This window comes from Borrelia coriaceae, assembly GCF_023035295.1.
Lineage (GTDB): Bacteria > Spirochaetota > Spirochaetia > Borreliales > Borreliaceae > Borrelia > Borrelia coriaceae.
In genome coordinates, this window is the sequence record NZ_CP075076.1 from 80,978 (window position 1) to 106,647 (window position 25,670).

At 30.5% G+C, this 25,670-nt stretch carries 23 protein-coding genes; 3 read left to right on the plus strand and 20 right to left on the minus strand.

Translation table 11 applies throughout. The features are described from left to right. Positions 1-2: 2 nt before the first annotated feature. Positions 3-1,532, plus strand: a complete 1,530-nt coding sequence (locus bcCo53_RS00420; RefSeq protein WP_025407769.1) for a YifB family Mg chelatase-like AAA ATPase — start codon at positions 3-5, stop codon at positions 1,530-1,532. 23 nt (positions 1,533-1,555) lie between these two features. On the opposite strand, the gene bcCo53_RS00425 is transcribed toward bcCo53_RS00420, so the two are convergent. The 14 genes from bcCo53_RS00425 to murI form a co-directional block, all read right to left on the minus strand. Continuing rightward, positions 1,556-2,506 (minus strand): L-lactate dehydrogenase, encoded by a 951-nt coding sequence (locus bcCo53_RS00425; protein ID WP_025407770.1) that lies wholly within the window; start codon positions 2,504-2,506, stop codon positions 1,556-1,558. A gap of 161 nt (positions 2,507-2,667) precedes the next feature. Next, the gene (gene lepA, locus bcCo53_RS00430) at positions 2,668-4,467 is read right to left on the minus strand and encodes a translation elongation factor 4 (RefSeq protein ID WP_081725073.1); all 1,800 of its coding nucleotides are present in this window, start codon (positions 4,465-4,467) and stop codon (positions 2,668-2,670) included. A 46-nt stretch (positions 4,468-4,513) separates the two neighbouring features. Next, positions 4,514-5,491: a tetratricopeptide repeat protein gene (locus bcCo53_RS00435; RefSeq protein ID WP_038364762.1), complete on the minus strand. Its 978-nt coding sequence runs from the start codon at positions 5,489-5,491 to the stop codon at positions 4,514-4,516. 63 nt (positions 5,492-5,554) lie between these two features. Continuing rightward, complete coding sequence (locus bcCo53_RS00440; RefSeq protein ID WP_025407773.1) at positions 5,555-5,989, minus strand: ATP synthase subunit K; 435 nt, start codon at positions 5,987-5,989, stop codon at positions 5,555-5,557. A gap of 14 nt (positions 5,990-6,003) precedes the next feature. Then, a complete protein-coding gene (locus bcCo53_RS00445) occupies positions 6,004-7,824 on the minus strand; it encodes a V-type ATP synthase subunit I (RefSeq protein ID WP_025407774.1) in 1,821 nt (606 codons plus the stop codon). A 10-nt stretch (positions 7,825-7,834) separates the two neighbouring features. Then, positions 7,835-8,431, minus strand: a complete 597-nt coding sequence (locus bcCo53_RS00450; RefSeq protein WP_025407775.1) for a V-type ATP synthase subunit D — start codon at positions 8,429-8,431, stop codon at positions 7,835-7,837. Between the two features lie 2 nt (positions 8,432-8,433). Beyond that, complete coding sequence (locus tag bcCo53_RS00455; RefSeq protein WP_025407776.1) at positions 8,434-9,735, minus strand: V-type ATP synthase subunit B; 1,302 nt, start codon at positions 9,733-9,735, stop codon at positions 8,434-8,436. Beyond that, complete coding sequence (locus bcCo53_RS00460; protein WP_025407777.1) at positions 9,736-11,475, minus strand: V-type ATP synthase subunit A; 1,740 nt, start codon at positions 11,473-11,475, stop codon at positions 9,736-9,738. A 12-nt stretch (positions 11,476-11,487) separates the two neighbouring features. After that, entirely contained in the window at positions 11,488-12,030 is a 543-nt protein-coding gene (locus bcCo53_RS00465) for a DUF2764 family protein (RefSeq protein WP_025407778.1), read from the minus strand. A gap of 10 nt (positions 12,031-12,040) precedes the next feature. After that, positions 12,041-12,637 (minus strand): V-type ATP synthase subunit E, encoded by a 597-nt coding sequence (locus bcCo53_RS00470; RefSeq protein ID WP_025407779.1) that lies wholly within the window; start codon positions 12,635-12,637, stop codon positions 12,041-12,043. Positions 12,638-12,746: 109 nt separating this feature from the next. Beyond that, positions 12,747-13,142, minus strand: coding sequence for a hypothetical protein (locus bcCo53_RS00475; RefSeq protein WP_025407780.1), 396 nt, complete (start codon positions 13,140-13,142; stop codon positions 12,747-12,749). Then, positions 13,143-15,470, minus strand: coding sequence for an endonuclease MutS2 (locus bcCo53_RS00480; RefSeq protein WP_025407781.1), 2,328 nt, complete (start codon positions 15,468-15,470; stop codon positions 13,143-13,145). Then, a complete protein-coding gene (rsgA, locus tag bcCo53_RS00485) occupies positions 15,442-16,383 on the minus strand; it encodes a ribosome small subunit-dependent GTPase A (protein WP_025407782.1) in 942 nt (313 codons plus the stop codon). Before rsgA ends, bcCo53_RS00480 begins: the two co-directional genes overlap by 29 nt. Beyond that, on the minus strand, positions 16,380-17,144 hold the full coding sequence (gene murI / locus bcCo53_RS00490; protein ID WP_025407783.1) for a glutamate racemase: 765 nt from the start codon (positions 17,142-17,144) through the stop codon (positions 16,380-16,382). The genes rsgA and murI overlap by 4 nt, the downstream gene beginning before the upstream one ends. Before the next feature lie 141 nt (positions 17,145-17,285). On the opposite strand from murI, the gene asnS reads away from it, so the two are divergent. Both asnS and bcCo53_RS00500 read left to right on the plus strand, forming a co-directional pair. Beyond that, positions 17,286-18,671, plus strand: a complete 1,386-nt coding sequence (gene asnS / locus bcCo53_RS00495; protein WP_025407784.1) for an asparagine--tRNA ligase — start codon at positions 17,286-17,288, stop codon at positions 18,669-18,671. A 23-nt stretch (positions 18,672-18,694) separates the two neighbouring features. Next, positions 18,695-19,267 carry a hypothetical protein gene (locus tag bcCo53_RS00500; RefSeq protein WP_025407785.1) on the plus strand — a complete coding sequence of 191 codons (573 nt, stop codon included), beginning with the start codon at positions 18,695-18,697 and terminating at the stop codon, positions 19,265-19,267. Positions 19,268-19,269: 2 nt separating this feature from the next. Here bcCo53_RS00500 and bcCo53_RS00505 read toward each other — a convergent pair whose 3' ends face one another. The 6 genes from bcCo53_RS00505 to bcCo53_RS00530 all read right to left on the minus strand — a co-directional run bounded on the left by bcCo53_RS00505 (position 19,270) and on the right by bcCo53_RS00530 (position 25,602). Then, positions 19,270-19,860, minus strand: a complete 591-nt coding sequence (locus tag bcCo53_RS00505) for a phosphoribosyltransferase (protein WP_025407786.1) — start codon at positions 19,858-19,860, stop codon at positions 19,270-19,272. Positions 19,861-20,213: 353 nt separating this feature from the next. Continuing rightward, complete coding sequence (locus bcCo53_RS00510; protein WP_025407787.1) at positions 20,214-21,656, minus strand: trypsin-like peptidase domain-containing protein; 1,443 nt, start codon at positions 21,654-21,656, stop codon at positions 20,214-20,216. 58 nt (positions 21,657-21,714) lie between these two features. Continuing rightward, complete coding sequence (gene map, locus bcCo53_RS00515; RefSeq protein WP_025407788.1) at positions 21,715-22,467, minus strand: type I methionyl aminopeptidase; 753 nt, start codon at positions 22,465-22,467, stop codon at positions 21,715-21,717. Positions 22,468-22,471: 4 nt separating this feature from the next. Beyond that, positions 22,472-24,145 carry a tetratricopeptide repeat protein gene (locus bcCo53_RS00520; protein WP_025407789.1) on the minus strand — a complete coding sequence of 558 codons (1,674 nt, stop codon included), beginning with the start codon at positions 24,143-24,145 and terminating at the stop codon, positions 22,472-22,474. After that, complete coding sequence (nusB, locus tag bcCo53_RS00525) at positions 24,129-24,566, minus strand: transcription antitermination factor NusB (protein WP_025407790.1); 438 nt, start codon at positions 24,564-24,566, stop codon at positions 24,129-24,131. The genes bcCo53_RS00520 and nusB overlap by 17 nt, the downstream gene beginning before the upstream one ends. A gap of 25 nt (positions 24,567-24,591) precedes the next feature. Continuing rightward, complete coding sequence (locus tag bcCo53_RS00530) at positions 24,592-25,602, minus strand: peptidylprolyl isomerase (RefSeq protein ID WP_025407791.1); 1,011 nt, start codon at positions 25,600-25,602, stop codon at positions 24,592-24,594. Positions 25,603-25,670: the final 68 nt, after the last annotated feature.

The following is a 25,670-nucleotide window of genomic DNA, read 5'->3' on the forward strand; positions in this document are numbered from 1 at the left end:
ATATGAAAATATACTCTCACTCATCAATAGGATATGAAGGGGAACTAATTGAGATTGAAATAGATATTAGAAAAGGAATACCAGGCATTGATATTGTTGGATTAGCTGGAAGTGAAATCAAAGAATCACGTGAAAGAGTAAAATCAGCTATTAAAAATTCAGAATTTACTTTTCCAAACGACAGGATATTAATAAATCTAGCTCCAGCTGGAATCAAAAAAATCGGAACAGCGATTGATCTCTCAATCGCAACAAGCATTATAAATAAAAAAGAAAATCAAAATAATAATTTAGAAGTTTTAATATTAGGAGAATTACAACTAGACGGAAAAATAAGAGCAATTAAAGGAGTATTGCCCGCAATTTCACTTGCAAAAGAAAGAGGCATTAAATGCATAATAATACCTTTTGACAATTTAGAAGAATCCCTTTTAATAGAAGATTTAAACATTTGGGGCGTAAAAACGTTAAAAGAAGCTTTAGAAATAGTAAACCACCTGAATAATAATATATTTCCATCAAAACCCATGATTACATTTAAAACAAAAGACAATGAAGAAAAATTTGAATATGACTTCAAAAATATCAAAGGTCAACACAGAATAAAAAGAGCTCTTGAAATATCAGTTGCAGGGGGGCATAACATTATGATATTTGGACCTCCTGGAAGTGGAAAAACCCTAAGCATTAAATGTGTACAGTCAATCTTACCTCCACTTACAAACAAAGAAATCATTGAAACGAACAGAATTTGGTCAGTAGCGGGTAAATTAATAGACACAAAAATAATAAGACAAAGACCATTTAGACAACCTCATCACACTGCAAGCAAAGAAGGCATTATTGGAGGAGGCTCTAATGCATTCCCTGGCGAAGTATCACTTGCCCATAATGGAATTTTATTCTTAGACGAAGCATTAGAATTTCAAAAATCAATATTACAATCACTTCGAGAACCAATAGAAGATAAGGTAATCTCAATAGTAAGAACAAGTGCAAAATCATTCAAATATCCTGCAAATTTTCAGTTAATGATTGCTACAAACCCTTGTCCTTGTGGCAATCTTGGAAAAAAAGATATAGAATGTTTTTGCTCACAACAAGAGGTATCAAACTACTGGAAAAAACTTGGAGCAGCAATGCTTGATAGAATTGATATTAGAGTGCCAGTTAAACCAGTAGACAATGCAAAATTATTCCAAGAAGATAATGAAAGCTCAAGTGAAATAAGAGAGAGAATCATAAAGGCAAGGAATATACAAAGTAAAAGATATGAAAATATTGATAACATTTACAAAAATTCTGACCTTAAACCAGAACATATTGCTATATTTTGCGAATTAGATAAAATACTAAGAGAAGAAATGATTTATATACTAAACCAACTTAATATATCATCAAGAGCAACTCATTCAATCTTAAAAATAGCAAGAACAATTACAGATTTAAAAGGAGAAAACCATGTTTCCAGAGAATCATTATTAGAAGCAATCGAACATAGAAAGCACGGAGAAAAATTACTAGAAGAATAAAAAAAGCCCCAACTGGGGCAAAATTAAAACTCTATTTTATCAATATAACCTTTCAGCTGATTAGCAGAAATTTTAAATTTCTCAAGCTCCCTGTCACTTATTTCAAAATCAAGAACTTCTTTTACACCATCTTTACAAACTACAGAAGGAGCTCCTATATAAATATTATTAATAACATTACCATATTGTCCATCAATATATGAAGATATTGGCAAAATAAGATTTTGGTCGCTAATTATTGCATTGACAATTCTCTTAATTCCAAGTCCAATAGCATAATAAGTTGAACCTTTAAGTTTAATCACCTCATAAGCAGCATTGACAACATTCCTATGCATTGCATCAAGCTCTGCCTCTCCTATTTTTCCCTCAGCAACATATTCTGATAAAGACTTCATAGCTATTTTAGTTTCATCCCAAGTAGCAAAAGAACTATCACCATGTTCACCCATAATATATGAATGTATATTCTGAGTATTAACACTAAAATGCTCAGCTAAGAAATATCTAAGTCTTGAAGTATCAAGTGTGGTCCCTGTACCAATAACCTTATGAGTTGGGAAATTAGAATATTTCATTGTTACATAAGTCATAATATCAACAGGATTACTTGCAATTACAAAAATACCACTAAATCCACTTGCAACAATACTTGTTACAATCTGTTTAAAAATCTTAGTATTTTTGTCAACCAAATCAAGCCTTGTCTCACCTGGCTTTTGATTAAGACCAGCAGTAATTACAACAATATCAGCATCAGAACAATCATCATAATTGCCAAATTCTATTTTAATATTTTTTTCTAAGAACATCTGACCATGATTTAAATCCATGACCTCACCCTTAGCCTTATCCTGAGCCACATCAATAATTACAAGCTCATGAACAAGTGAGTTATCTATTGTCAAAGCATAAGCAAAGCTTGAGCCAACACCACCAGCTCCAACAAGAACAACCTTATTACGTTTAAGCATAAACCATCTCCATACAAAATTATTTTATTGGTATTGAATAATTTTATAACAGTTTATGACAATTTAATAACATTTTATAAAACTAAATATTTGCTAACTTATCTATCAAACTTTGACAATTGATACTATTGTACTAAAAGCCTATTTTTTTAAGCATAAAATTAATTATCATCTGACTTAAGAATAGCAAGAAACGCACTCTGTGGTATTTCAATATTTCCTATCATCTTAAGTCTCTTTTTCCCTTCCTTTTGCTTTTCTAAAAGCTTTTTCTTTCGAGTAATATCACCACCATAACATTTAGCAGTAACATCTTTTCTAACAGGGGAAATTGTCTCACGTGCAATAATATTCGAACCAATGGCCCCTTGAATTGCTATTTTAAATTGTTGTCTTGCAATCTCATCCTTTAATTTTTTACAAATACTTAAAGCCTTTGATCTTGCGCCATCCCTAAAAACTAACTGAGAGAGTGCATCAACTCTATCCCCATTAACTAAAATATCCAACTTAATTAAATCAGTTTCCTCATATCCTAATAGTGCATAGTCAAAAGAAGCATACCCACGACTTACAGACTTAATCTTATCGTAAAAGTCAAAAAGTATCTCAGCAAGTGGCATTTTATAAATAATTTCAACACGTTTTGCATCAAGATAAATCAAATTTTCTTGTACGCCTCTTTTAAGCAAACAAACATTCATAATATTCCCTAAAAATTCAGTGGGAACAATAATATTAGCTCTAATATAAGGCTCAAGAGCAACTTCAATATTTTCATTTCCAGGAAATTGTTCAGGACTTTCAATAAAATAAGGATTACCCTTTTTAGGAATAATTTTATAACGCACTGATGGTGATGTTAATATCACATTAAGATCAAATTCACGCTCAATTCTTTCCTGAATTACTTCTAAATGTAAAAGTCCCAAAAATCCACATTTAAACCCATGTCCAAGAGCAGCTGATGCATCTTTTTCAAAAGTAAGAGATGCATCATTCAGTTTAAGTCTATCCATTGCCTTTAAAAGATCGTCATACTGATTAGCATCAACTGGATAAACAGAAGAAAACACCACAGGTTTAACTTCCTTAAACCCTTCAAGAGGTGCATTTGCTGGATTATCAACAAGAGTTACAGTGTCTCCAATCTTGACATCCGATATATTCTTTATTCCACCAATAAAATAACCAACATCACCTGATTCCAAAATATCTTTTCTTTCAAGAAGTATCCTGAAAATTCCAATCTCTTCTACTAAATATTCCCTATCTGAATGCATCAATTTAATCTTGTCGCCAGTTCTAATTTGTCCTTCAAAAATTCTAAAATGTACGACAACACCACGATAAGAATCGTAATGCGAATCAAAAATCAAAGCCTTTAAAGGATTTCTAGCACTCCCCTTGGGAGACGGAACATATTTACAAATAGCTTCAAGCAACTCATCAATTCCTATGCCATTTTTAGCAGATATGGGAACAATAATATTTGAATCTAATCCCAAATCATGCTCTATTTGCTCTTTTACAAAATCAATATTAGCACTTGGTAAATCTATTTTGTTAATAACAGGAATAATTTCAAGACCATGCTCAAATGCCATATAAAAATTTGAAACAGTTTGGGCCTCTATTCCCTGGCTTGCATCAACCAGTAAGAGTGCTCCTTCACAAGATGAAATCGCTCTTGAAACTTCATAAGAAAAATCAACATGCCCCGGGGTATCTACAAAATTAAGTTCATAAATATTGCCATCACTACACTTATAATCAATAGTAACTGCTTGACTTTTAATTGTAATGCCCCTCTCTCTTTCAATATCCATACTATCAAGAATTTGACTTTTGAATTCACGATCTGAGATTATCTTAGCCTTTTGTATAAATCTATCTGCTAAAGTTGATTTACCATGATCAATATGTGCAATAATACAAAAATTTCTTTTATAAGAACTAATTTTAAAACCTCCCCCAAGCTAAATATAGTATTTAGAAATATTACAACTAATATACATTTTTATTAAGCAAAAAATTTTTAATCTGAATCTTTGATTTTAAAACATAAGGAGAAAACCTAGGAGCAAGATCGACTATCAACTTCCAAGTATCTATAGCTCTTAACTTATGTTTATGCTGCTCATAACTATAAGTAGCATAAGCAATATTATACACTACTTCCCAAAAATCTGTAGACTTAAAACTAGTCTTAACATCAGTATATTCATTTATTTTTTGAATGAAAGATCTTAAATTTTTAAACTCATAAAGAGGTTCATAATAGCTCACATAGTCATACATTTTAGTCAAAATACCAACAGCAGCCACAAGCCCATGAGTAATCGCAAGCTCATAAGCACCCATTTTTAAATATACTTTTGACAATAATTGATGAGTATCAATAATATCATAATTATTAAACCTATAAAGATTAAAAGTAAAATCCAGACCAGAAGTTCCCCTTACCTGTTTTAAATAAGAATGTAGATAAAATGACATATTAAACTTATTATCCTTAGTATCTCCATATTTTTGCACGAAATAGTGATAATTATAATAATCATCACTATTTGAAAATTTAGTTAAAATTTCATTTAAATAATCAATCATATCAACATAATTATCTTCAACCTCTGCAATCTTTGCCAAAGAAAAAAGTATTTTCTTCTCAAAAGCTCGCTCCAATAAATAATCTTTATCTTCCAAGGCTTTTTGAAGATGTAATTTTTCAAGTGTAACATTGCCAATCATGCTATAAGCGACGGATAAATAATAATGTACCTCTGGATATATTCCTTTTCTAAGCAAAGCTTCCTGTAAATAATTAATTGCACTAGTAAGATTAGACTTAATAAATCCTTCTTTAGAATAAATAAACTGCCTTCCTTTTTCAAGCAAAATCCAATATGGAAATTCTTTAACACCTGATGAATTCAAATTGAAGATCAAGCTGAAAATAAAAAGGAACACAAAAGATCTTAACATATTATAAATATATTAAATTTTCTCACAAATTGCGAGAAAATTTAATATCTAAATCCTTTAGATCTAAACAAATTTAAATATCATCAAAAAGACCATCACAAAAAGTGCAACAGACTCTATTAGACCTAAAACCAAAAGATTTGTTGCAAATCCTTTACCAGTCTCAGCAAAAGCGTCACAAGCACCTGCAGCAGTTTTACCTTGTGCAAAAGCAGAAATAGAAATTGCAAGGCCACCACCAAAACCAGCTCCGAATAATAACCAAGGATCTGTCTGTGTCATTACCCCTGCTAAAGTATTCATCAAAATATAACCATATATTATTTGTGTAAGGGGTGCTGAAACAAACACAATTAATAAAAAAGGAGCGGGTTTGCCCTGCACATAACACCTCTTCCATGCACCAATAGCAGCACTACCAGCAGCTCCCATACCCAAAGCTGAACCTATTGCAGCCATTGTTAAAGCCGAATTAACTCCTATTAAACCTATATCCATAATTCTCTCCTTATTTAATCTTTAATTTTTCTAAAAGGTCTATAAGAATATCCATTCCATTCTTGACCTAAATGGTTTGAAAATTCAAGCATATTAAGTCTTACTCCATGAACAATAACAGATAATAAAGATAATACTATATTTAGGATATGTCCAAAAAGTATCACAATAATGCCACTTATTATAAGACCAATATTAGATGATTTTAATAAAGCTACTGACATGCTATTAAAACTATCAGAAATTGCAAGTCCTGCAAGTCCAACAGCAAAAAGTCTAATATAAGATATTATGTCTGCAAATCCTGAAACAGTAGCTAAAAATTGTTCTATTATTCCTGCAACGCTCTTTAATATGCACATAAAAAAATTTGAACCATCTTGTTTTTCAAAAATAAAGACAAGCATAACCCCAACATATATCATATTAAGAACAATACTGTGCATAGGGAACCTATCTCTACCAAGTATTAAATTGAGAACAAGATAATAAAGCCCAGCAATCACAATAAGCCACCCAATTTGAGCAATTGAATGTATACGTGGTTTTTCCTTCACTTTTCGAATAAAATTCCACATGTGAGCCAATGATATTTGCAAAACACCTATTGTAAAACATATAAACATAATATTTTGCATACCATTAGTTCCTGTCAAATACCCAATCTTGAAAGACTTTAAAAGCGGAAACAATTCAAGAATAAAAGGATTACTTCCAAACCAAGTACCAGTGACTGAACCATATAATATTGCCGACATACTCAAATAAAATATTAAAGCATGAACAGATGTTAAAGGTTTACCTTTTATAGAATCTCTTAAACTGAGAAAAATACCTATCAATAAAAATATTATTCCATAAGCCGCATCACCAATTATCATCCCAAAAAACACGAAGAAAAACAACATAAAAATACAACTAACATCTCTCTCTTTATAACCAGGTATTGTTTCTAAAACATCGAAAATAGGTTTGGCAAGCTTAGAAATCCCCTTTCGCTTTATATAAGTAGGCACAAATTCATCACCCGGCTCTGTAAATTGTACCACAAAATTACCCTTCAAATTTTGAAATGATTCTTTCTTATCTTCAGGAACAAATCCTGTAATATACACAAAATTGTCACTCTCCAAGTCCATATCAGCCACAACTTGCTCAAACTCAACAATCTGATCGTACTCTTTGATTGCATCTCTTAAAACGTCTCTATATTTATTTAGAATTGATAATTGTGTCAATTTCTGATCCAAAATTTCACCAATGACTCTTAACTTACTCTCAATAAAATCAAGATCAAATTCAAACTCATATTCTTCAGCCGTGTCTATCGTCTGCTTAGAATCATTAATAGCCACAAAATAGGTCTTGCCTTTATAATTATTAATAAGAGCAACTTTAATTTCAGAAGATGTAAGCAATTTCCTATATTCATCCAGCTCAGACTTAAAAAACTGAACATAAACATTACTTTCTCGCAATTTATTGATTAACTCAAGAGAAAAATATCCCCAACAAGATATAATATCTCTCTTATGAAACAATGACTGTTGCATATCTTTCAAATCTTTAATCTCAGAAGCTAAACTAATTATACTCTTTGCAATATCTAAAAAATTTTCATTTGAAGAGCTTAGAATCTTTACTTCAGAATCATCTCTAAGCAAAGACAAAGCCTGAATTAAAATTTCCCTATCCTTAACAACTTTTTCTAAAGATTCTGAAACTCTATTGCAAAAATTAATATGCACAACTCCCAATTCCCTTAAAATCTCAAGTGACTCTCTTTGATATTTTAATAAAGTCAAAATCAAAACTTTGCTCATTTTTACAATCATCAACACATCCCTATTTATTTGAAATTAAACTAGCTTTAGCCATCTTACCTCTTACAACAGCCGCCGTCTGCTGATCCCCAAGATAAACATTAATCTTTCTTATGTTAACTTTAGTAGCAGGTATCATAACTTTTTCAAATAAATTCACTCTTTGAGAAGTAGTATTAAGCTCGCACTCTAATAACCTGGTCTGCTCATTTAAAACCTCAAGCTCTGCATTTATCTGCACTACACTCTTAATAATCTCTATTCCTCTATCCACCCAACAAGGGGTTAATAAAAGATCATGTTTAATATCTTCATATTCAACAGAATCAAATACAGGAATAGTAATGCCTGCAATATTTGCAAAACTCTTTACCACTTTTTTAATTTGAACCCAATCTTGAAAAGTAAATCTTTCGCCAAATAAAGAAATCCAAGGCTTAATATCCTTCTTAAGCCTATCCTGCTCAAGCTTTTTAGTTTTCTTAAGAGCTTCAACTTTTCTAATTTCTAAATGAAGTTGTTGCTTCTTAAGCTGCAATGTGGGCAAATACCTATTAAACATTTTAAGGCTATCTTTCTGTTTTTTAAGCTCATTCTTAGTTAACTTAACTTTAGGCATTTCTAACCCTTTTTGAAAGACCAATATTTCTCTACAAGTTCTGTTCTAATTCCAGTTTCTCTAGGTTCAAAACAACTAGAGAGAATTTCCCAACCCAAATCCAAAGCCTCTTCCAAAGGAATATTAACAGACAAATCCATAAGCTTACTTTCAAACATACTACTGTACTTAATAAGCTTTTCATCCCATTCTGTCATATTAAATCCCATAGCTTTTTTCTCTATAGATTCCTTTGAAGATGCATAAAGCTTAATCATTGAATCCATAATCGTTCTATGATCATCTCTTGTGTTACCGTTCACCATTTGCTTAAGCCTTGAAAGAGAACCAAAAGGCTCAATTCTGCCGCCCTTTAAATAGTATTGCCCTTCAGTAATATACCCCGTATTATCAGGAACTGGATGAGTAATATCATCACCAGGCATTGTAGTAACTGCAAGTATAGTAATTGAACCTGCTCCTTCAAAATCAATAGCCTTTTCATATCTAGATGCAAGCTGAGAATATAAATCACCAGGATAACCTCTATTAGATGGAACCTGCTCCATAGTAATAGCAATTTCTTTCATAGCATCTGCAAAATTCGTCATATCAGTCAAAAGTACCAAAACCTTTTTACCTTGTAAAGCAAATTTCTCGGCAACAGCAAGAGAGATATCAGGAACTGTTAAAGACTCAACAACAGGATCATTAGCTGTATTTACAAAAAAGATTGTCCTACTTAAAGCACCACCCTTTTCAAGAGAATCTCTAAATGTCAAATAGTCATCATTTTTAAGCCCCATTCCCCCAAGAATAATTAAATCAACTTCCGCTTGAAGAGCTATTCTGACAAGGAGTTCGTTATAAGGCTCTCCTGATACAGAAAATATTGGTAATTTTTGAGATTCAACAAGAGTATTAAAAACATCTATCATGGGAAGTCCTGTTCTAATCATATTTCTTGGAACAATACGTTTTGCAGGATTAGCTGATGGACCTCCAATTTCAATTAAATTATCCTCAAGGCGCGGTCCTCCATCTCTCGGATTCCCAGCCCCATCAAAAATTCTACCAAGCAAATTCTCAGAAAATGTCACTTGCATTGGATGACCTAAAAACTTAACTTCATCTGAAGTTGAAATACCTATAGTTCCGTTATAAACCTGAAGGGAAACTTGACTTCTATCTAATTTAATAACCTCAGCTAAAGAACTTGTATCTTTTGACTTCACAATGGCAAGTTCACCATATTTAACATTCTCGGCCATCACAGTTATCACATTCCCCACAATAGATTCTATCTTGCTATATACCCTCTTCATTTATACACCTCTAAAATCCAACTTCTTAGAACGTACTAAATTTTTTAAACTAACCTCTAACTTATTAAACTTTTCGTCTTTAAAAGGAGTAAGATTCATATCCAAAATATTTTGCCTGAGTTCATTAACAAAACTTCTTGCTTCCAATTTATTTTCAAATTTAAACTCTGATTGTAAAATATCATACAGTAAATCAAACATATAATTTTGACGCTCAGGACTTACAGCAGTATCAACACTATCAAATGAATTTTGTTGCAAATAACATGCATCTAAAAGCTCGGACTTCAAATACGCTAAAAAGTCACCAATACTTACACCTTCCTCACCAACAACTTTCATCATCTGATTGACCTCACTCCCTTTTACTAAAAGAGCCCTTGCATATTCCGTCTTTTCAAATCCAACAACTCCTCTATATTTACTCCAAGATTCAAGAGGATTAATAGCTGGAAATTTTCTAGCATCTGATCTCTCTCTTGTAAGACCATGAAATGCTCCCACAACCTTTAAAGTTGCCTGAGTTACAGGTTCTTCAAAATTACCCCCAGCAGGACTTACAGAACCACCCACAGTTACAGAGCCAACAGTACCATTATTCAAAACAACGACACCTGCCCTTTCATAAAACGATGCAATAACAGATCCAAGATAAGCAGGAAATGCTTCTTCACCTGGTATTTCCTCAAGACGACCTGACATTTCTCTCATAGCCTGAGCCCACCTTGAAGTTGAATCTGCCAATAAAAGTACATCAAGACCCATTTGCCTATAATATTCACCAATAGTAATTGCTGTATAAACTGATGCTTCACGAGCAGCAACTGGCATAGAAGACGTATTACAAATAATACATGTTCTCTCCATTAACGACGTACCCGTCCTTGGATCTGTAAGTTCAGGAAATTCCTTAAGGGTTTCTACTACTTCACCTGCTCGCTCACCACAAGCAGCAATAATTACAATATCAACATCAGCGTTACGACTTGTAACTTGCTGAAGAACTGTCTTTCCAGCACCAAAAGGTCCAGGAATACAAAATGTACCACCCTTTGCAACTGGAAAGAAAGTATCTATTATTCTTGTTTGAGTTACCATAGGTTCACTAGGAATAAGCCTCTCTTTATAACTGGTAATTGGTATTTTAACAGGCCAATGAAACGACATAGTAATAACATGTCTGCCCCCAGCATCATTTTCAATAACAGCAATTTTATCATCTACAGTATAATTGCCACTACTAACGATCTCCACAATTTTGTAAGAATCTCTTCTATAAAATGGAATCATAATTTGATGCTTAATTGTACCTTCAACAACAAACCCAAGATAATCTCCTGCAATAACAATATCTCCAACCTTTGCAGTCGCATTAAAACCCCATTTCTTATTTCTATCAAGTGCACTTAAATATAAGCCTCTCTCTAAAAAAAACCCAAATTGAGCAGCAAGTTCTGACAACGGATTTTGAAGACCATCATACACCTGACTTAAAATACCCGGGCCAAGTTCAACCGTTAAAAGCTTATCTGTAAACTCAATATCATCTCCAACAGCAATTCCTCTAGTCATTTCAAATACTTGAGCATCAACTTCTCCATCCCTAATACGAATTATTTCAGCCTTTAAACTACGCCCACCAGTTTTAATAAAAACAATCTCATTCATGGAAACTGTACCAACTATCTCAATAGTAACCAAATTTCCAATAACTCCCACTACTTTTCCTCTAGCTTCCATTCAAATTCCCTTTCAAAAATTTTTACTTATTTGCATGCTTAATTCTTGACAAACATCATCAAAATTATTCTCACCTATCTCTTCTATAAAAAGACTTCTTCTTGAAACCAACATTAACTTTAAAAAATAAATTACTAACTTTTCAAAGTTAAAGTCATTTCCCACTTCAAGCTCTGTCAAAAACTGCCACTTTAACATATCAAGTCCTAATTCTACCTCAAAAGGATTCTCCTTAAGAAGAAGGGGTTTTAAAATCCCTACATAATAACTAGAAAAATAAGAAGATTCTAAATACATATCCCTTGAAAATCCCAATTTTTCAGCTCTAATCGCTGCCAGAGTATACTTTATGATTTCCTCAAATTCAAGAAACTGATCAATTATTTTTAAACGACCCTTAACAAATTTAAATTCTGACAGGGCTTTTAAATAAAGAAAATCTTCTTTGTTTAAAGCAACCTCAACATTATCAAAAAAACTTGATATACTCTCTGAACCACTATTTAAATCAAGATAAGGCAATGATGACACAACATAGTAATATGAACTTAACATACTACATCTCCTAAACCAACTTTATAACTTCTTTAAACCTTGGATTTAAATATTCAAAAAGAATATCAGCAATAGTTTCTGATGTAAAATCATAATACAAATTACCGTCTCTTTGCTGAATTTTAAAGCCTTTACTTATGCCTTTAAAAGGTTTAACCTCAATTGCATGATCCAGCCTATTTCCTATTTCACTTCTCAAAACAGATAATAAATTAGAAAGATCAGACTCACTGAGTATTATGTCTATCTTATCACCTCCACTCCAAACATCTACAACTTTAAGAATAAGTTCTCTTAAAAAATTATCATCATAAACCTTAGCAACAGAATCATTTAAAGAAGCCTTAAAAAGAGATTTAATATTTTTTTCAGTACCAATAATCAAATCTCTGACCGCTTGACGAGATGCCTCAAGAGAATGTCTTTTATATGCCTCAGCTTCCCTTTCAGCTTTCATTTTTAATTCTTTAGCATCACTCTCGGCTTTTAAAACAATAGTCTCCGCTTCTTTCTTTGCATTAAGAATAATCTCACTTGCTAATTTTTCAGCTTCTTCAACTCCATCTTTTTTAATTTTATTTATCAGATCTTTAACTTCAAACTGCACTAAAACTCCTTAACATACAAAAAAAATAACTCAAAATGCTTGATAAACAAACCTTCAAATAAAAGTATACCAATAAACCTGTAATTACTAAAAGTCAAAACATTGAAAATTACATATTACTAAAAAAATCTCCAATAATTTTGTAAACGTTAATATCGTAAACTATAGAAAGTTTTCTTTCTGGAAATTTTTCCTTTAGCTTTTCACCAAAAATTTCAATACCCCTTTCTATAACCCTGTTGCTAAATTCTACATCAACTATATCAAGAGTTATTATTTCAATAATGATCAAATATCCTCTTCCAAATTTAGACCCATATCCAAGGGTAAAAGAAGTAGTAACACGAAAGAGTCCATCCAACAAACCATTAGCTGCCTTACCCCTAGGAAGCCTACTTGGATGCACTTCATAAGCATTACCAAATTCATATTCAAGAACAAAATCAACATTAAGGCAAATATTAAATAATACATTCTCAAATTTTTCAAACCTTGATATACCCATTTAAAATTCTACTATGGTTTTTCCAACTCCACCATCACTTGGATGAGCAAAATAATATTTTTTAATAAATTTGGCGCCTCTTAGAAATGCATGCACACCTTCCATCAGAAGACCTTCTCCTTTGCCATGAATAATTTCAAATTTATAAACATTTCTCAGTAACATATTATCTATTTTCCTGTTTAAAAAGTCTATAGCCTCAGCTACTCTCATTCCCCTAATATCAACAGTCAAACTGAATACATCATCATCTTGACTCTCAAAAGAAAAACTAAAATTTTTTTTACTATCATTTCTAGAGTGCTTATTGTCCAGTATTCTTTCTAAATTAGAAGATGAAACTGTAATATTAAAAACACCAGTATTTACAATAAATCCTTTCTTAGTAACACCTATTATTTCCCCTGAAGAATTTGAACCAGATACTCGAACTTTATCACCTACCTTAAATTCAACCTGAGTTAAAATCTGCTGATTAAGCAAGCCAATTTTAGTAATCTTTGAAACTATATTATTTTCAATATTAGATATGAATTCTTTATTCTTTATAGTACAAACACTACCCTCTTTTATCTCTCTAACCAAATTTTCTAAAGTTTTCCTTGAAGCTTTTAAAAATTCTTTTTGTTCATTTACAAATCCCTCTTCCAAATCTCTTTCTTTTAAGATAAGATTATCCCTAATATTATTAATCTCTATTTCTTTAAGTGCAACAAGACTATGCTTATCCTTTAATTCCTCTTCAAGTAAATATATTTCTCTCTCCTTTTCTGCAAGTCTTTCTAATATCTCATTAACTTCTGTCTTATTAGATGCATAAATATCTTTTGCTCTAAGCACTATATCAGAAGCAATAGAAGACTTGCTTGCAACACTAAAAGCAAAACTATCACCTGGAACAGAAAATATCAAATTATAACTAGGCTTCATTTTTTCCAAATCCATCTGCATAGAAGCATTAATAACAAATTCATGAGTATACGCAAAATACTTAAGAACATTATAATGAGTCGAAATAATAACAAAAGAATTAATATTAATTAAATGCTCAAGAATAGCCACAGCTAGCGCTTGCCCTTGTTCAATATCAGTCCCAGAACAAAATTCATCAAATATTAAAAGGCTATCTTTTGTTGCATATTTCAAAATACAAGCAATATTACTCATATGACTTGAAAAAGTTGAAAGTGAATTCACAATTGATTGATCATCCCCAATGTCAACTAAAATATTATCAAAAATTTTAAAAGTACTAGATTCATCAACTGGAACAGGAATCCCAAATTGAAACATAGCACTCAAAAGAGCAACTGTTTTCAAAGTTGCCGTCTTACCACCAGCATTAGGACCTGTAATAACTACAACCCTATTATTTGAAGGACAAAAACTTATAGATTTAGCATTTTGTATTAAAGGATGCCGGGCATTAACAATATTAAGACTACTACCACACTTAGGAAATAGTCCTTGACTTCTTATTCCATAAATTGCCCTGGCCTTAAGAGAATCATAATACAAAAAATTACTATAAAGAGCTTTTAAAAGAACAACATGTTTACGAATTTTATCTGAAAGTTTTTGCAAAATCTTCAAAACTATGCGTGTTTTTTCAAAACTTAAAAAACCCAACCTGTTATTTTCACTCACTATTTCATTTGGTTCAACATAAAATGTCTCACCAGATGATGAAATAGATATAACATTACCCTTAACTTTATTTTTAAAACTAGATTTAAGTGCAATAGTATATTTGCCTGATTTATAATAAACAAGCGTAGAAGTTAAATATTGCGAATTTAAATCTATTATCTGCTTGATCTGTCTTTCAATTTTTTTATCTAAATTCCTAATTTCAAAATCAATCTCATCATAATCCTTAAAAACGCCTCGTTTTATTTTAAGTTCATCAACATCAATATACTTACATAAATCTTCTAATAAAGACTTCAAACTTGGATCTACAAACAATAATTGTTTTAAAATTTCAATCTCAAATTCACTTTTTTCTAAAAAAAGTACCATCCTTAAAACTTCTCTTAGAAAAAAAATAATATTTTTAATCTCTTCAATAGAAAGTCTTGAATTTTCTTTAAGAAGTAACAAAATAGAATCATTTATACTCTCAAGAGGAAAATTTGGATATTCATCATAAACTTCAATAAGATCTTTAATCAACTTTACCAAAAAACATAATTGATTAATTTCTTCCTCAGTTTTCAATATCTGTTGCTCACCCAAAAGCTTAACAGTATCTGAAATAGCCACATAAGAAGTAACCGAAGAAAAAATTTGATAAAAATCAATTTTTTCTAAATATTTCTCTTGCATAACGTTTATACCTCTTAAGTTCATTTACAATCTTTAAATAACTATTATATCTAACTCCTGAAATCTTAAATCCAATTTGACTCATTATAAAACAACTTGGCTCATTTGCATGCAAACAAGAATTAAATTTACATAAATCATTTAAATCTATAAACTCCCTAAAATAATATCTAAGCTTAAGAGGGTCTAAACTTTCAATTCCAAATTCCTTTACTCCAGGAGTATCAACTACCACCCCATTATCAGAACGAAAAGCCACAGCATAAACTGTAGTATGTCTACCGCGTGCATATTTATAAGATATTTCATTTATAGCCTGAGAGGCATTTAAATCTATCATATTTATAAGGGAAGATTTTCCAACCCCAGACTGCCCGACAAAAGATACTCTTGAATTTTTAATAACCTCTTTTATCTCTTCAATTCCCTGAAAAGTAATAGCAGAAGTTTTAATAACCTTATAACCTAAACCTTCATAAGTTTTAATTAAAGTATTAACCCTAACACTTATGCCCTCATCAATCTTATTGATCAAAATAATAGGAGTAATCCCTTGCTCTTCAGCAACTATTAATACTCTATCAATAAATGAATTTTTAAGCTCAGGCAGATTAGCAGAACTAACAATTAAAACATTATCAATATTTGCAACAATGACTTGTCTAAGATCAGCTTTCTTATTGTAACGCCAAAGAACATTCCTACGTTTCAATCTCTCTTTAATGTACACCTTGCCTTCATCATAAATATCCCCACAAACAAAATCACCAGGAGCCAAAGGACTATATTCTTTATCTTGAATATTTAAAATCTTTCCCTTAATAACTCCCTCATAAATTAGACTAGTATTAACTTCAACAATAGAATAAATATTATTAACGCCCCAGAGAACCTCAAATCTAAGGTCATTCAATTAATTATTCCCTTAAAATGAAAACCATATCTCTTAAAAAAATTCTTATAGAAACATAAATTCCCATTTTGAGTTAAATAAAAATAACGTGTACAATAATTATGATTACTATCAATAGCCTCTAACACTTTAGAAAGCTCATTAATCACAAGTTCACGATTCTCATAAACAGGAATTTCTAAAAAACTTTCAATCATGTCTTTAATGTGTAAATAATGCGTACACCCCAAAAAAACCATATCTCGTCTACTAGACCGAACCTCTAACTTCAAGAATTTTAAATACTTAAATGCATCTGATTTAAATCTATCTCCATATTCTACAAAATTCACAAGTTCACTTGCGGATTTTACAACTAAATCCCAATGACAATTTTTCTCTCTTAGGACAAATTCACTATTAATGGTAGAATTTGTTGCAATTAAAATAACTCTTTTACATGCAAGTTCCTTTACTAAGCTAACTGAAGGCAAAGTATATATTATAGGAAAACTAAAATTTAATTTGTCATATACACTAATAGAAGCTGTATTACAAGCAATAACAATTGAAGAAATATCATACATTCGTTCCAACTTTAAAATTAATTTTACAATCTCTTTTAAAATAAAATCTGGATTCTTCTCACCATAAGGAAAATTTTTATTATCTGCAATATAGACATAGTTCCTAGTAACAAACCTTTTACTTATATAATCAAAATAAGAAAGTCCACCAACACCCGAATCAAAAATAACTACAACATTCTTTAACTTGCTCATAAGCATTACTTAAATCTAAGTATAAAAACTAATTTATTCACTTTCAATGACGACAATAATATTTACAGGTTAACAAGCTTTAAAACTAACATAGTTTAAATTATAATTTATTATTAATACCAAATTATATAAGAGGAAAATATGCATAAGAGCATTAAAGAAATTTTAAATAACCCCATACTAGATAGTATTATAACAGTAAAAGGATGGATCCGAACAAAACGCAGTAATGGTAAAATCTCATTTTTAGAAATTAATGACGGGTCCAATCTTAAAGGAATTCAAGCTGTCATTGATGAAGAAGATCCTGGATTTGAAAAGAAAGAATTTAAAAAGCTTACAACAGGTGTCAGCATATCATTAACCGGAACTTTAATCTTAAGCCCGGCAAAAGGACAAACTTATGAAATTAAAACAACGAATTTCAATGTAATTGGAGAATCACCTCAAGAAACATATCTGTTACAAAAGAAAAGACACACCTTTGAATTCTTAAGAGAAATCCCCCATCTAAGAATTCGTACTAACACATTTGGAGCTGTGGCCAGGATTAGAAATCAAATCTCTTACAAAATTCATGAATATTTCCAAAAAAATGGATTCTTATACATTCAAACCCCTATTATTACATCAAACGATGGAGAAGGAGCTGGTGAAATATTTCGTGTATCTACCTTGGATTTCAAAAGCATTGCAAAAGAAAAAGAAGTCGACTTTAAAGATGATTTTTTTGGCAAACAAGCATTCCTGACAGTAACTGGACAACTGCATGGCGAGGCCTATGCAATGGCTTTATCAAAAATATATACATTTGGTCCTACATTTAGAGCAGAAAATTCTAACACAACACGCCATGCCTCAGAATTTTGGATGATCGAACCTGAAATGGCATTTTTTAACCTTGAAGACAATATCAATTTAGCTGAAGATTTCCTTAAGTATATTTTAAGAGAAACTCTAAATAACTGTAATCAAGATATGGAATTTTTTGACAATTTCATTGAAAAAGGCTTAATTAAAAAGATTGAAGATGTAATAAACTCTAACTTTGAAGTTATTACCTATACCCAAGCCATTAAAAAACTTGAAAATGCAAACAAAACATTTGAAATACAGCCTTACTGGGGAATGGATTTACAAACAGAACATGAAAGATATTTAACAGAAGAAATTATCAAAAAACCTACTACAGTTATTGATTATCCAAAAGAATTTAAAGCATTTTACATGAAAATGAATGAGGACAATAAAACTGTCAAAGGAATGGATATTTTAGTTCCACGCATTGGAGAAATAATTGGAGGCAGCGAAAGAGAAGACAATCTGGAAAAGTTGAATAATAGAATAAAAGAACTAAATTTAGAAATAGAAACTCTTAATTGGTACTTAGATTTAAGGAGATTTGGGACAGCTCCTCATTCTGGATTTGGACTTGGACTGGAAAGATTAATACAATACATAACAGGAATGACCAACATTAGAGATGTAATACCATTTCCAAGAACTCCTAAAACTCTTTATTTCTAATAAAAAGTTTTAGGGGGCAACAATTGCAAATAAAAACCTTATATAAAATATTATTAATATCTATAACATTAATGCTATTTTCAAATACAAAACTAGACAATCATCTAAAAATATATTCAAACATAGAAGAAGAAATCAAGAACCAAAAATCAAATTATCAACACAAAAAAGAAAAGCCTGAGATTCACAAATCCAACACAATAAATTATCCTTATAAAAAAGAAAATTATCACCATAAAGTTATTAAAAAAAAAGATCAAAATCTACAAATTAATCAAACTTATAAAAAACAAGATATAAGAAAACCTATAAACAATAGCATAAAAATAAGAAAATCAAAAAAAATATATTATCCTCAAGATAAAATCAACGTACAAACATCAAATTTAGAAAAAAACGTATGGTATAATATCAAAATCTATCCAACTCATACAAAAGATGGATTTAACAAAATAAAAGCACTAAATAAAACAAATACATATGTAAACAAAGATTTTGCTTTAATTGGCCCAATCTTAGAAGATGATTTAGGAAAAATAACAAAAACATTGCACATAATAGGATATCACGAACTAGAATATATAAAAATTGAGTAGAACTAAATTTTACTCGACAAAAATTTTAAAATTTCATGCATTTCATCATCTAAATCAACAAAATTAAATTTATACTCATTTTCTGCCAAGCCTATTAACTCATGATTACTGTAATGTATCCAGGTATTTAGCTCATCTTCACTCGCATATTTATTAACATAATAATCAGGCTTATAATTCACATGCCCACGTTCCTTATAATCATAAACAGCAATCTTAATATCCTGACTATCTATCCCTCTCTTTAAAACTTCATCTCGCAAATGAATAATCGTACGTCCAGTATCAAAAATATCATCAACAAATAAAACATTATCTCCCGCTCTTAAATATTTTGGATCATAAGTCCATCCATCTATCATTATTCCTTTTTGTTTATTTGAAACATCATACGATCTTGCAACAACAGCAGCATAAAGAAGAGGTTTTTTTACTTTAATAAATTTAAAGAACTCACTAATAATATTACCAAGATAAGATCCTCCTCTTAAAGAAACGTACATAATATCAGGAATAAATCCATCTTTATAAATCTTATAAGCAAGCTTAAGACCATTCATTCTTATCTCTTCATAAGAAACAAATTTTTTCATTAATATAACACCTCAAAACATATAAAAATTAAGATTAATCTAAAAAACAACCAATTTAATCACAATCAATATATTTTCTGATTTTACAAGCCTTTAATCAAAAAACAATTCATACTGCCTGTACTTCATTAAAAATAAAACTTATTAACATAAAAATAAATAATATCAATTTTCCTAAAAAACTAAAACATAAATTATGAATCAAAATCACCTCACTTAAATTTTAACCTTATGATTTAAATATGCACTATTAAAACTTAAAAAAATCTAAAATATAAGACAAAACCAATAACTCCAAAATCTAAAAGGCTTAAAGGATAAGTATCTTTAAGCCTTTAAAATAAAGTTAATTACTAAAAAGACACTTTAAAAGTTTGTCCATCTCTTAAAATACTATAGGTATTTTTGCCATACTCAACAGAGTCATAGAAATCTCTCAAACTTTTAATACTTTTTGAATTAACAGCCATAATAACATCCCCTGTCGAAATTTTAGGATTCGTACCTAAAGTTGGATCAACACTGTCCACAACAACCCCATTAGTCCAATTTCTCAAACCAAGTTGAGCCCGCACTTCCTTAGTTAAAGGATAAACAGTAAATCCTGGTATCAATTTTAACCCTGAGATATATTCCTTGTCATTATTAATTTTAGGTTTAACATCAAGCTCTACTTCAACATTCTTTTTCTCTTTTCCTCTTAAAATTTCAACTTTAATCTTCTCTTTAGCATAAAAATCATTAATATATTGCTTAACATCATAGAAAAAATTCATTGAAACATCATTGATCTTACTAATTACATCGCCCGCTCTAAGTCCTGCTCTAAAAGCTGCTGTACCATCAAAAACACCAGCAATAATTGCTAACGAACCAAAATCATCATCATAACCTAAGCTTTTAAGAAATTCGGGATCCTTACTTCTTAAACGATGGAAATCAATGCCCATCCAAGCAGATTCACTATTCTTACCACTCATCAAAACATCAAAAATACTCTTAGCATTATTAATAGGAACAGCAAACCCAAGTCCAAGATTGCCCCCAGAAGGAGAAGCTGCTATCCAAGTATTTATCCCAATAACTTCCCCCTTAATATTTACAAGAGGTCCCCCAGAATTACCGCGATTAATAGCCGCATCTGTTTGAATAAACGAATTTCGTGCTTTCAAATTAGGATTAGCCGAACGATGAAGACCACTTATAATTCCTGCTGTAACTGAAAAACTAAAGTGATGAGGACTCCCAACAGCTATAACCCAATCCCCTATCTCAAGTCCGTCACTATCACCAAGTTCAGCTATTGCAATAGCTGCATCATCAGCTTCAAAACTAATAAGTGCAATATCTTTCTTATCATCCTTACCTACTAGTTTTGCTTTATAAACTTTATTATCATAAGTTCCAACTTCAAATTCAATAGCATTATCTACAACATGACTATTTGTAAGAGCATAAAACAAATTTGTTTTCTTAGAATCTCTTCCAATAATTACTCCAGAACCACCCCATTGCGCCTTCTTCTCAAAATTAAGCCCTGGGATATCAAAAAAGAAAAATAAATGAAAAAGATCACGGGTTTTAACTAACCCAGTAGCATAAATTTCCACAGTTGACGGCAAAATCTTTTTAGATACCTTTCTAAAAGAATCTTGTAAAAATTGTACAGTATCAACCTTTTCCTGTGCAAAAACAATAGTATTTTTATCCGATTCCAAATAATGTATTCCAACAAAAAACCCAATAGCTAAAGCTAAAAAACTTGCAACAAATAAGGAAATAAAATTTTTCTTCATTTTATACACCTCCATAATATAAAACCAAATCTTTAAATAATACCTTAATTAATATTCCTCAAATCTCACTTAAAATCAAAGGCAAACCATCAACAACAGCAACAGTATGTTCAAAATGGGCAGAACAACTCAAATCAGATGAAAACACTGTCCAGCCATCATTCTTAACAGCAACTTTATATCCTCCTAAATTCACCATTGGCTCAATAGCTAAAACCATACCTTCCTGAATCCTAATATTTTTAAAAAAAGGCTCATAATAATTTGGAACACTAGGCTCCTCATGCAAAGAAAAACCAACACCATGTCCTGTATACTCCCTAACTATTCCAAAACCAAATGGTTTAATATAATTTTCAATAGCCCTTGAGATATCTAAAATTCGATTACCAACCTTCACCTCAGCAATTCCCTTATAAAGAGCAGCTTCTGTAACTTCTACTAACTTATTAACCTTAGCACTTACTTTACCCACCTTAAAAGTCTTAGCCATATCACTGTAAAACCCATCTAAAACAACTCCACAATCAATACTAATAACATCTCCATCTTTAAGTTCTCTTAGCCCAGGAACTCCATGAATAACCTCTTCATTTATAGATGCACAAATAGTTCCCTTAAATCCATTATATCCCTTAAAAGCAGATTTGGCCCCATTTTTAGCAATAAAATCACTGGCAATTAAATCAAGTGTTCTAGTACTAATTCCAGGAGTAATATTCTTTTCAATTTCTAAAATAATCTGAGCTAAAAGTCTTGCAGATGCTCTAATTTTTTCAATCTCTTCTCTAGATTTTAATCTTAATTTCAAATAATCAATTCCTCTCTTTAAATATCTCTATCATATTCATATTTTCTATCATATTCACATAAAGTTTGCTCTCATTGGTTTCACAAAAAACATGAGAAGTTAAAATAGCCTCCCGTCCTTTTTCAAATTCACCTAAATAAAGATAATTAATCCCGCGCTTTAAATACACTTTTGCCACATCTTCACGTTCTCTTAGAGTAATTTTATTCTTATCATCAAGGGTAAAAGGCAAAAGAGAAACTGACTTACTAAAATATTCCTCAGACTTTTTGTAATCTTTTTGATATAATTTTAAAACTCCAAGATTATAATAAACACCATATAAGTATTTGCCCACTTGACTCTCAAAGATCACCTTTTCTGCAACATTCAATTTTTTTCTAAGGAAAAAATAATAAAATTTATAAAAAAAATACCAATCTTGAACTCCACCAACAGGATCATAAATCTTAAAAAACAAATCCAAATCTCTTAGATCAGAATAAAGAAGCAAGTTCCAAGCCAAAATTTGAGCAATTTCAGTACTATAATTTGATCTATAAAATAAGCGCCATAAAAAAGACTTTTTAGCCTCGTACTTTAAATTTGAATAATTTAATACAAAATAAAGTTTAAAAAATAAAGGACTATCTTTATATCTTTTTACAATCTCATTTGCATTGAAATAATCATTGGACTCAAAATAAATATTAGCTAAATAATAATTCACCATTTCACTTTCTTTAAATTTTTCATTAGCCTTATGTAAATAAGCAATAGCACGTTTTAAATCATTCTCTTTTTTCGCAATAAATGCCAGACCAAGATATACCATCATACTATAATCAGGAAAATCGGTATAAAGTTTTAAATATTCAATCTTAGCATTATGAATATCACCCTTTTTTAAATAGGCATCCGCTAACAAAAACATTAAACTTGGTTCACTACTATTATTAAGCTTTAGATTTGCAATAGTCAAATCTAAATTATCAAGACCATAAGAAATATAGGCAAGCTCTTTGGCAAAATCTTTATCTTCTTTTAGTATTAAAAGTACTCTCTTAGCAGAATCTAAATCCTTTTTTTCCATATACAAAAGCATTGCATTAATTAAAAATGCATTATTCTGAAGATTTAAACCTAAAGTCTCAAAAGCAAAAGCATCTCTTTCTCTTTCTATTTTAATTAAAAAATTTTTAATATCTTTTACATTGTAACTTAAAATCAAACTTTTAATAAAAGCCTCATCATATAAATGTTTATATTCCTTATATCCTAAAAGATACTGCTTTGCAATATCATAAGCCTCTAAAACAGCACCTACCTTGAGTTTTGAATATACCTCAAGTGCCCTAAGCTTCAAATTTCCAGGCAAAATCTTAACACTCAGGTCTAAAATATCGCTCATCAATAAATAATGCTTAACTTTATCAGAATAAAGCTTTACCCTTTTAATAAGAGAAAGCCACTTATATTCAGTATCAGCATAATAAGAATAAAATCTTATTGCCTTCTCAGCATCTTCCAAATTCTCATTTAAAAGATAACTATCAACTTCTGAAATAATTTCATTAAAATTTCGTTTACCCTTTAATATGTATAAGACATAAGGATTTAAGCCCAAATAAACAAAAATTGATATAAAAAGGATTAAAAATAAAATAAAAAATAATAATACCTTATTTGCTGCTTTCAAATGAGCTCTCCATATTTTTCAACAAAGCATCAAGTATCCCATTAACAAATTTATAAGAATTTTTACTGCCATACCTTTTGGCAATCAAAATAGCTTCATCTATTATAAATCTCTTGGGAACATCCAAATTTTGAAACTTAAGTGAATATACACTCATCCTCAATATGGCAAGATCAACCTTATCCATACGCTCTAAACGCCAATTAAGAGAAATACCACTAATCAATTTGTCAATAAATTCTAAATTCTCATAAGTACCATTAACCAAAACAGAATAAAATAATTTTAAATCCTCTTCTAAATCCAATCCATGATCTTCAAGATTAAAAATATCATAAATATTATCTCGTGCCTTACAATTAACATCAATACTGTAAATTTTTTGAAAAGCTAATACTCTAGCCTTATGTCTCAAGTCCATAACTAATATTATAAATATTTTTTCTTTATTTTAGACTAGAATCCAAAATTTGTATACTAGCAGACTTATTAAGTTTATCATAAAGCTCTTGTTGTACTCTAGCAACAATTTGCTGCTGATGAATATTAACCATATTATTTTTTATAGCATCTTTTACAGTCATATCTACATTAGGAGATATTTTATCTTGAAGATCCAAAAACCTTTGAGAATACATTTCAGTAACTTTAACTATATGAAAACCCTCTTTTGATAATATTGGTTGAGAAATGTCTCCTTTATTAAGCATAAAAACTTCTTTAATAAAATCTACTCCAAGAACACTTTGAGCATTCTGATCACCTCGTGCCAAAAATCCAAGATCCCCATTTTTAACCTTAGAAGCCTCATCATTCGAATATTTCCTTACGGCTTCTTCAAAGGTAATCTTCTTTGATTTTATCTGATTTGCAATATCTTTTGATTTTGCAAGCACCTCTGATCTCTTCTTATCTTTTGAAGAAAAGAAAACATGGCTAATCCTTGCCATATCAGGATTAACAAATTTAGTTTTATTGGCTTCATAATATTCAATGACTTCCTTTTCACTTGGAACTTTGATCTCTGAAAATTTAGGCTGAGCAATCTTTAAAATTAATTTTTGTGCAGAAATAGATCTCTTCATTGAAGATAAAAGTTCATTCCAATTTGTACCTTGACTTTCTATCATTTGTTTAATTTGCTCATTTGTAAGATTTGAGAGGCCAAACTGAGCTTTAATTGTTTGCATAACTTCTTCATCTTCAACCTTAATTCCTTGCTTTAAAGCCTCTTGACCAAAAAGAACATCGGCTATCAACACTTGTAAAACTTGTTTTTTCTCAACATTACTTAAGTCTCTACCTTGTGTCTTTTTCAATGTATTTACTTTAGAATCAAATTCTGTCTTAGTAATAATTTCATTACTATGCAAATTAATAATAACAACAGGAGTATTTTGAGCAAAAGAAGTCATTCCTATACAAAAAAACAACAGAAAACACAAAAAATTACCCATAAAATCACCTTTAAATCACTTATCAAACTAAACTTCTACTTAAAATTTTAACAAAACATTAAATTTAA

Excerpts from the sequence above, each read along its gene's own strand:
- bcCo53_RS00420 (WP_025407769.1), top strand. The coding sequence starts at position 3 with ATGAAAATATACTCTCACTCATCAATAGGATATGAAGGGGAACTAATT.
- bcCo53_RS00425 (WP_025407770.1), bottom strand. The coding sequence starts at position 2,506 with ATGCTTAAACGTAATAAGGTTGTTCTTGTTGGAGCTGGTGGTGTTGGC.
- bcCo53_RS00435 (WP_038364762.1), bottom strand. The coding sequence starts at position 5,491 with ATGTTAAGATCTTTTGTGTTCCTTTTTATTTTCAGCTTGATCTTCAAT.
- bcCo53_RS00440 (WP_025407773.1), bottom strand. The coding sequence starts at position 5,989 with ATGGATATAGGTTTAATAGGAGTTAATTCGGCTTTAACAATGGCTGCA.
- bcCo53_RS00445 (WP_025407774.1), bottom strand. The coding sequence starts at position 7,824 with ATGATTGTAAAAATGAGCAAAGTTTTGATTTTGACTTTATTAAAATAT.
- bcCo53_RS00450 (WP_025407775.1), bottom strand. The coding sequence starts at position 8,431 with ATGCCTAAAGTTAAGTTAACTAAGAATGAGCTTAAAAAACAGAAAGAT.
- bcCo53_RS00455 (WP_025407776.1), bottom strand. The coding sequence starts at position 9,735 with ATGAAGAGGGTATATAGCAAGATAGAATCTATTGTGGGGAATGTGATA.
- bcCo53_RS00460 (WP_025407777.1), bottom strand. The coding sequence starts at position 11,475 with ATGGAAGCTAGAGGAAAAGTAGTGGGAGTTATTGGAAATTTGGTTACT.
- bcCo53_RS00465 (WP_025407778.1), bottom strand. The coding sequence starts at position 12,030 with ATGTTAAGTTCATATTACTATGTTGTGTCATCATTGCCTTATCTTGAT.
- bcCo53_RS00475 (WP_025407780.1), bottom strand. The coding sequence starts at position 13,142 with ATGGGTATATCAAGGTTTGAAAAATTTGAGAATGTATTATTTAATATT.
- bcCo53_RS00480 (WP_025407781.1), bottom strand. The coding sequence starts at position 15,470 with ATGCAAGAGAAATATTTAGAAAAAATTGATTTTTATCAAATTTTTTCT.
- murI (WP_025407783.1), bottom strand. The coding sequence starts at position 17,144 with ATGAGCAAGTTAAAGAATGTTGTAGTTATTTTTGATTCGGGTGTTGGT.
- asnS (WP_025407784.1), top strand. The coding sequence starts at position 17,286 with ATGCATAAGAGCATTAAAGAAATTTTAAATAACCCCATACTAGATAGT.
- bcCo53_RS00505 (WP_025407786.1), bottom strand. The coding sequence starts at position 19,860 with ATGAAAAAATTTGTTTCTTATGAAGAGATAAGAATGAATGGTCTTAAG.
- bcCo53_RS00510 (WP_025407787.1), bottom strand. The coding sequence starts at position 21,656 with ATGAAGAAAAATTTTATTTCCTTATTTGTTGCAAGTTTTTTAGCTTTA.
- nusB (WP_025407790.1), bottom strand. The coding sequence starts at position 24,566 with ATGGACTTGAGACATAAGGCTAGAGTATTAGCTTTTCAAAAAATTTAC.
- bcCo53_RS00530 (WP_025407791.1), bottom strand. The coding sequence starts at position 25,602 with ATGGGTAATTTTTTGTGTTTTCTGTTGTTTTTTTGTATAGGAATGACT.